The following is a 7,313-nucleotide window of genomic DNA, read 5'->3' as shown; positions in this document are numbered from 1 at the left end:
ACAACACAATAAAGCTGTCATCCAGTGGTTTAAAAATCAAACTGTAAATGACGTTTCTACACCAAAAGCCGCATTGCGTCACGCTTGCACAATAAAAGATGGTGATACGGCAACGATGACGATGATGAGGTTATGGTTATTTGAAGTGACAGCCGGGCATACGCAATCTTTACAAGTTCCAATTTATGGGATTCCTGTTGATGATTTTCAAGGTGAAATACTTTTCAAGCCACAAGTACATCTGCATTTTCAAGAGCGTTACTCATTAATGGCTAACAGGTTGCGTCCTGTTAGGGGTGAAATTAGCTTTAGACTTATGAATGAAACTCCGCAAACATGGACTAGAGCAAAATCTGAAGAATTAGCTAGAGATATTAAACGAGAATTCGGTAATCCAATTTTTGTTTGGGAAAAAGGTAAATATGTTTATTATTACAAAGACGTTGATAATGGCTATCAATTACGGCTATATGTAAAAAGCCAGCTTGAAGGTGAACGAATCACAAAAGCAGTTTTAGGAATTCGCGGCCATCTCTTTAATGACGATTATTTTGATTTTGTGGAAAATAGTCGTAGTTATCCAAACAATCCAGGCACACAAATTATTTATGGCCAGTTGACACCCAAACCTGTTAAACGACCAACCGCAGACATTCGTTTTCGGTATGCTCAATTATTTTTACATGGACGCACGAAAGTAATTAATTTGGTAGCTACACCAGAAGTAGGGCTAAAACAAGTTATTGAGAAGCTTAATGTTGTTTAAAAAACTTTCCCCAATATCTAGGTATTGGTATGAACTGTATATCCTTAAAATTATGCTATACAAAAAGTATAAAGCGTAACCGAGTAATATATACCAATGGCTAGACGATTCAATAATTTAGATGCCGCATTGAGATACCTTCGGCCTCCAGCATCGGGTGCTGATGGAATAATTCCAGATGCACCACTAGGTACTCCCTTAAGAAAGTATCAAGATTGGAAAGCTGGAAAAGTTGATATTGATTATCCCAGAAGCGCCTCATCTAATCCTGGAACATTCGAGCGAATTGGCATCAAACCTTTTGCTTTACCCGCAGCCTCACCTATTGAGTATGTGACTGTTATATCTGCTAGAGCGCAAGGTCAATACGCTTTATTTGGATTATCTGTAGCAGAACTAGGAATAGAAATTCCTGATGCTGATGATTTTATTGCCAAAGGGTATAGACCAGCAAAAGCATCTTGTCGAAATATCACTGGCACTACTGCTGTTACTGCCACCAGCAAATTAACAGGCGTTCCCTACAAAGCTAAATCTGATGTGGGCTATTCTTTCCCCTTTGGAAGAACTGCCGGTAATCCTACCTACAGCGAACAAAAAGCGGCGATTATTGCGGCTGTTGCAGCAGCTGCGGGGACTAAATCTGTATCCTTTACTCCAGAAAAATTCTAATGCTTGGAGACTTGACTAAGTGCGAAATTTTTCTAACTTCTCAAGTCTCGCCAGATGAGATAAGGGATTTAATCAAACGAGAAGAAATTACAACTCTTGCTAATGCTCGATTTAGTAAAGGGGAAATTTTTTTTCAAGACTACATTGATTGCTTGGAAGTTGTAGGAGTTCGGATTGATGATTACTTGCTAGTACTTGAAAATAATCTGATAAGCGCAAGGTTTTTATAGTGACTCAGTTTAATGATGCAAGTAAGTGGAATCTAATCATGGATTCCACCAAAAACGCCACAATATCGGGTGAGCAAATTATTCAGCCGATAGCTGCTTTTGAACCTACGCATACCTTTTCTTCTCCAATTGTAGCAGTTCAAGTATTTGTGGCCACAGCTAAACCCAATTGGTATAAAGCGGGATATTTAAATCAAGCCGTTCCTGTGCCATTCTCTTTAGGACTAGCTCTTGGGGAATATCGCTTTATCGCTCTTTATACACCAATAATCGTTAAATTTTTGAACTTTCCCAGTGATTATCAAGTTTCTTTTGAAGTGCCAAGATATTTTCAAGATTGCACTTTTAAGATATGGGAGTTTATAAATGTCTAAAAACATTAACGAATACATTACCCTGGGTTTTGCAATTGGCGGGAATTTAGTTTGGGGATTAATATTTTTTTCTAATACTATTAAACGTAGATATGCAGCAGAAAGAGACTTTGGTCATTTAAAAAATAATCAAAAGCAAATACTCGATAATTTAATGGTTCTTTTTAAAGATATAGATACTCGGTTCGATTCCCAAGACAGAGATTTGCTAGAGATTAAAGCTTATTTGATAGGCAAGGGTTTAATTAGTGACCATCGGAACGAGAAATAATCAAAATTCCTCTTTAGTAATTTATGAGTATTTGCATTAATACGGAAAATCCCGGATATCATTAGCCAGGATTTTCTGCATATTAGATTGAGTCTACCAAAACTCAACTATGCAAATTTTACTCTTTATCGCCTTAGTGCTGCTAATTTTTTTGCTTATTGCTTTTATCAGAAATCAATTAAAGTTTAGTGGGAAATCAAAATCCTACCGGAATGACCCAAAAAACAGACAATTGCAAGGCGATTTACTGGTTATCCTTCAAGGCGATGTCCGTACAGCCAAGCGATTGCTTAAGCAACAAAGGCAATTAGCGCCAGGGCGATCAGATAATTGGTATCTCGAAAAAGTGATTTACGATCTAGAACGGGATCGGCACTAGTCCTAATCTCCATTTTGTCATTTGAGGCTAAATAAATTAAAGACCCCAAGCCAAAAAGCAAATCCTAAAGCGAGCATACCGACCATCAGCCATCGTGATTGTGGATACCCGTAAACACTATCTTGATACACGATTATTGACGAAAATAGAGATATCCAGTCTTTGAGAAATTCTTTAAATTTTGGCATAATTCCTCTTTTGTCATATACAGGCTGTATCGCTTATGGTATCGTTCCCAGTGAGTAGCATTTGAGTAGCGCGATCGCAGTTGGCGATCGCTAAAAACCAGGAGAAAAATTGCTCAATTGAGTAGTAAATGAGTAGTAAGTTTGAGTCGCAACTCCAGGAGGCTTGTCTAGAGTAGTCTAGTAGACACTAGTTTAGAATTACCGCCTAATTAAATAAGAGTGACAGAAAAGGAAAAACTGCTAACTTCTCATTTTTAATTGAGCAGCCCGGACTCTTAAAATTAACATAGTTCCTCCTGTAAATAACATACCGAGTAACAGGGTTTTTAGACTAAGGTTTTTCCCGCTCTCACTTACTAAAATACCTTCCAATATTAGAGAAGGTATTAATATTCCCCCATAAATCAAGAAATTAGAAAGGATCAATCTTCTTTTTGCTAGTAGAGTTAATATCGTTAAGCCAAACCCTAGAGGAATAAAACTTAGTGCATAGTAAAAAATTCTCTGATTTTTAGGTATTAATTCCAATAAATTCAAAGAGTAAAAATTCTGTAAATTATCTACATATACTTGAATAGTTGCTCTGGAATAAGTGATGATTATGTGGTGAGGTTTAGTGTCTGTAAAAATATTAGGTATATTCAGTCTTAAATCTGCTCCATTTTCTCCAGTTATCGGCGTTCGTAATCGAAAATCTAAGCCATTTCCCTGCTGTCCTAGTGTCAAATTGCGACGTAGGGAAGTGCCGGAAATGGAAATAATGCGGGCAGGACCAAACTGCTCTAAGTTAGTAGTAGCCAGGGTAGTGCTGAGTGTAAATTCAGATGTTTTACTAATTCTTTTGCTGAGAGTTGTGACAGGAGTAGCTGTTTGTAGCCAATGACTAGAACCCAAAAAAACACCTTTACCTTCCTGTGCATCTAAAGGCTGTCCTTGCCACAATAGTTCTGGCAATTGTCCAGTCTGTTCTTTATAGCAACATTTTCCTTTAAATTGATAATTAGCTATTAGAGAATTACCAAGATTACTAAAGTAACTGGAATCAGCTAATCCTTGTGTTACCTCATTTGTTGAGATGGCTCGATCAGCAATATAAACTTCAGATATGTATCCTTGCCAAGGTCTATCTCTCGTCTGTTCGTTGCCAATCAGTAGGGGATAATTTGCATCCCAATTACTCAAATTTATCATATTTTGCCACAACAGCGAAATCAGGAATGTCAAAAATATATATCCAATAAAAAATACTACTATCTGTTTAAGTGAGCGGCTAGCTCTACTGTTTTCTATCTGTGCAACAGTGTTTTTAAAGCTTTGACTATTCCATAGATAAAAACAAATAAAACCAAAAAATCCACCAATACTATTGTTCAGAATATCCGATGGAGTAGGCATTCTTGAAGGTAGAAATATTTGCAATACTTCAACTGTAAACGATAAGCCAGCACTTACCAAAGTAACTATAAAAACTTGCACTCCTGTTTTTATCCTTCTTTTCTGCAAGAGTTTAGTGAAGCCAAACCCTAAAGGCATAAACAGCAAAAAATTATTTACCTGGTCTTGAAAATTACTAGCATTGTTAAAATTGGCAAAAAATTCTGGCAAGGAAAAACTGTCTGGGATGAAAAAATTAAATGGATAAAGTGTAGCTAATAGTACTAATAAAATGCTGACAATGACAATCACTAAATTAAATACTTGAGAAAAAATCAGGAGTTGATTCATAAAAGTTTGTGTTATTATGACTAACAATAAAGTTAGTTTCAGTACAGAAATGATTGTTGAGAGTAAGTAACTAAAGTATTTTATTATTTTTCCGTGCTAAGGATGAATTATTAATTACCAATAATAGATGCTTAAAGCTACTTTTGGATTACACGCGATCTCAACGCTGCTTTAATATTATTTGCTAGTAGATAATTGTGATCAAAAAATTATGAAAAAATTATCAAGATATTATGAAAACTACATATAGTTGGGTTTGGGCTTAAGTTGACACTAATGGCAGATATACGCTCCTCTCCTACTGAGGGTTTTATTAAGAAAGGCAGCAGGTGAGGCGGTGCGGTTTGGATAAGAAGATCCCCCCGCCTGTGGCGACCTCTTTAATAGGGGAGTAAAGGAGGAAATTAGCCTGGTAATTTATCGTGGGTTTGGGGGATCTTCGCAGGGTAAACAGCCGCAGTTTGAATTTCCCGTACTAGCCCAAAAAATTGAAAATTTGCTGGTTTTCCTTCACAACGAGATTCAAACCCACTCTGAACTGAATCTCCAGCAAAGTTACCTCTTTCAATGTAACATCTGTCACATGCAGTTATCGGAAATCAGTTAACAGTGTCATAAAGAAAAGGTGAAGGTTAACCTGTAGTGTATAACTTACCTTAGAGTTGCTTGCACCTCTAGCTTCGATGGATCACACTCATGACTGAACTCACGCTACGCCTACAAGAGGGAGATACCGAGACAACGATCGCAGTTGATCAAGATATATTCACAATTGGCCGTTTGCCGGAATGTAACCTGTACTTACCTTTTGCTGGAGTATCTCGCAACCATGCCCGCTTGGCGAAAACAGCTGACGGTGTGTGGACTATTGAGGATCTGGGTAGCAAAAACGGGACGCAAGTAAATAAATATCTTGTTAACTTTCCCCAAGAGTTACATCACGGCGATATCATTTGGCTGGGCAATGTTAGCCTGGTAGTGCTGCTCACAAGCCCTGTTTCCCAACCGACACCTGGGTATCCTGGAACTTCGGACATTAATGAGCAAAGAACAATTCTTCACAATGTCGAACAATTACAACAGCAATGGATCGCAGCCGATAGCAAAGATGGCAACATCAATAATAAAGACAAAACTATTGCCCGTCTCAAAGACTTAGTGGACATAGCTAAAAATCTTTGTGCGGCGGCGTCGATAGAAGAGATTTTTTCTCAGGTGCAGCAAGTGGTTTTTCGTTACCTTGATAGTATCGATCGCTTGGCATTATTAATTGATGTTAATGGTTGCGGTCAATTAGAATTAGTCAATGCTGCTACTAGAAATATTTCCCAACAAAAACATCTCCCCTCTGATGGAAGTTGGATTAGCCGTAGTATCTGTCAAAAGGTATTTGATGAAAAAGTTGTCATTCAAACAGCCGATACCCAGCAGGATGAACGGTTTGCTAGTGAACAGAGTATTTTGGTTAAAGGCATTCGCAGCGCGATGGCAGTGCCTTTATGGGATGAGAATAAAGTTGTGGGCGTATTGTATGCCGATGCCAATCTTTCTTCTTACCATTGGGCAAATGAAGGCGAAGAAGAACTCAGCTTTTTTTCAGCTTTAGCAAACATTGTGGCTTCTAGCGTCCAGCGTTGGCTACTGGTAGAGAAACTCAAAACTGAAGAAATGATTCGTCACCGACTAGAACGCTATCATTCTCCAGCAGTTGTGCAGCAGTTGATCTCTGTAGGTGGATTACCGGGTGGTCGTTTAGCTCCCACCGAGAGCGAAATCAGTATTTTGTTTGCAGATTTGGTTGGCTTTACGGCAATTTCTGAACAGTTAACACCAACTGCGATCGCAAAACTATTAAATAATTTATTTGAAGAAATGCTAAAAGAAGTGTTTACTTGGGGCGGCACTTTAGATAAGTATATTGGCGATTGTATTATGGCATTTTTTGGTGCTCCAGAACCGCAACCAGATCACGCAGATCGCGCTGTTAATGCTGCCAAGGGAATGCTCACTCGTCTCGAACATCTTAATGCCAACGGTTTTTGGCACGAACCGCTTCAATTACGTATTGCTATTAATAGCGGTAAGGCTGTTGTGGGAGATGTCGGTAGTTCCCAAAGGGTAGATTATACGGCGTTAGGCGCGACGATTAATCTTGCTGCTCGTATGGAAGCAGTTTGTCCTCCTAGTGAATGCGTGATTAGTGAAGCCACTCATAAAATGCTTTCACTGCCTTCAGACTTTGAAGAAATGGGAGATTATCGTTTCAAAGGTATTGAGCGATTAGTTAAGGTTTATCAGACAAAATTGCAGCCAATGCCAACAATTATTACTCCATTTATTAATCTTTAGGCATTGGCCAGGGAGCAGGGAGCAGGGGGAGAATAACTAATGACAAATGACTAATTTATCAAGATAAATACATAGCTAAGTTGTATATTTTGTTTCATAAATAATTGCAAAATTGTAATATTAAACAACTAATTCTTGGTTAAAAGACTAGAATTTTGGTGGTAGCTTCCAAAATTGATCTGTGTAACACTAGGAAGCCTAACTCAAAGCTATTTTTATAACGGGAGGTCAGGTAATGGCGATCGCCACCATTAATCCCGCCACTGGGGAGACGCTCAAAACCTTTGAGCCACTCAATGATGCAGAAATTGCCGCTAAACTCGATTTAGCTAATCAGGCTTTTGAACAGTATCGTCAGA

General features: G+C 38.2%; 7 protein-coding genes. 6 read left to right on the top strand and 1 reads right to left on the bottom strand.

The features are described 5' to 3' along the window. The 5 genes from VE944_RS03405 to VE944_RS03385 all read left to right on the top strand — a co-directional run. A partial coding sequence (locus VE944_RS03405) for a hypothetical protein (protein ID WP_324972277.1) occupies positions 1-766 on the top strand: 766 nt, incomplete at its 5' end. 96 nt (positions 767-862) lie between these two features. Then, positions 863-1,438, top strand: coding sequence for a hypothetical protein (locus VE944_RS03400; RefSeq protein ID WP_324972274.1), 576 nt, complete (start codon positions 863-865; stop codon positions 1,436-1,438). Between the two features lie 268 nt (positions 1,439-1,706). Further along, positions 1,707-2,042, top strand: coding sequence for a hypothetical protein (locus tag VE944_RS03395; RefSeq protein WP_324972272.1), 336 nt, complete (start codon positions 1,707-1,709; stop codon positions 2,040-2,042). Next, positions 2,035-2,313 carry a hypothetical protein gene (locus VE944_RS03390; RefSeq protein WP_324972269.1) on the top strand — a complete coding sequence of 93 codons (279 nt, stop codon included), beginning with the start codon at positions 2,035-2,037 and terminating at the stop codon, positions 2,311-2,313. Before VE944_RS03395 ends, VE944_RS03390 begins: the two co-directional genes overlap by 8 nt. 109 nt (positions 2,314-2,422) lie before the next feature. Further along, the gene (locus tag VE944_RS03385) at positions 2,423-2,692 is read left to right on the top strand and encodes a hypothetical protein (RefSeq protein ID WP_324972266.1); all 270 of its coding nucleotides are present in this window, start codon (positions 2,423-2,425) and stop codon (positions 2,690-2,692) included. Positions 2,693-3,120: 428 nt separating this feature from the next. On the opposite strand, the gene VE944_RS03380 is transcribed toward VE944_RS03385, so the two are convergent. Next, complete coding sequence (locus VE944_RS03380; protein ID WP_475483617.1) at positions 3,121-4,632, bottom strand: VanZ family protein; 1,512 nt, start codon at positions 4,630-4,632, stop codon at positions 3,121-3,123. Between the two features lie 669 nt (positions 4,633-5,301). Between VE944_RS03380 and VE944_RS03375 the strand changes: the two genes are divergently transcribed. Next, positions 5,302-6,954: an adenylate/guanylate cyclase domain-containing protein gene (locus VE944_RS03375; protein ID WP_324972261.1), complete on the top strand. Its 1,653-nt coding sequence runs from the start codon at positions 5,302-5,304 to the stop codon at positions 6,952-6,954. Positions 6,955-7,313 lie beyond the last annotated feature (359 nt).

The sequence above is a fragment of the Nostoc sp. genome (assembly GCF_035638895.1).
Classification (GTDB): domain Bacteria; phylum Cyanobacteriota; class Cyanobacteriia; order Cyanobacteriales; family Nostocaceae; genus Nostoc.
Note: the sequence above shows the minus strand (reverse complement) of the source record. Positions and strands in the feature narration are given on the sequence as shown.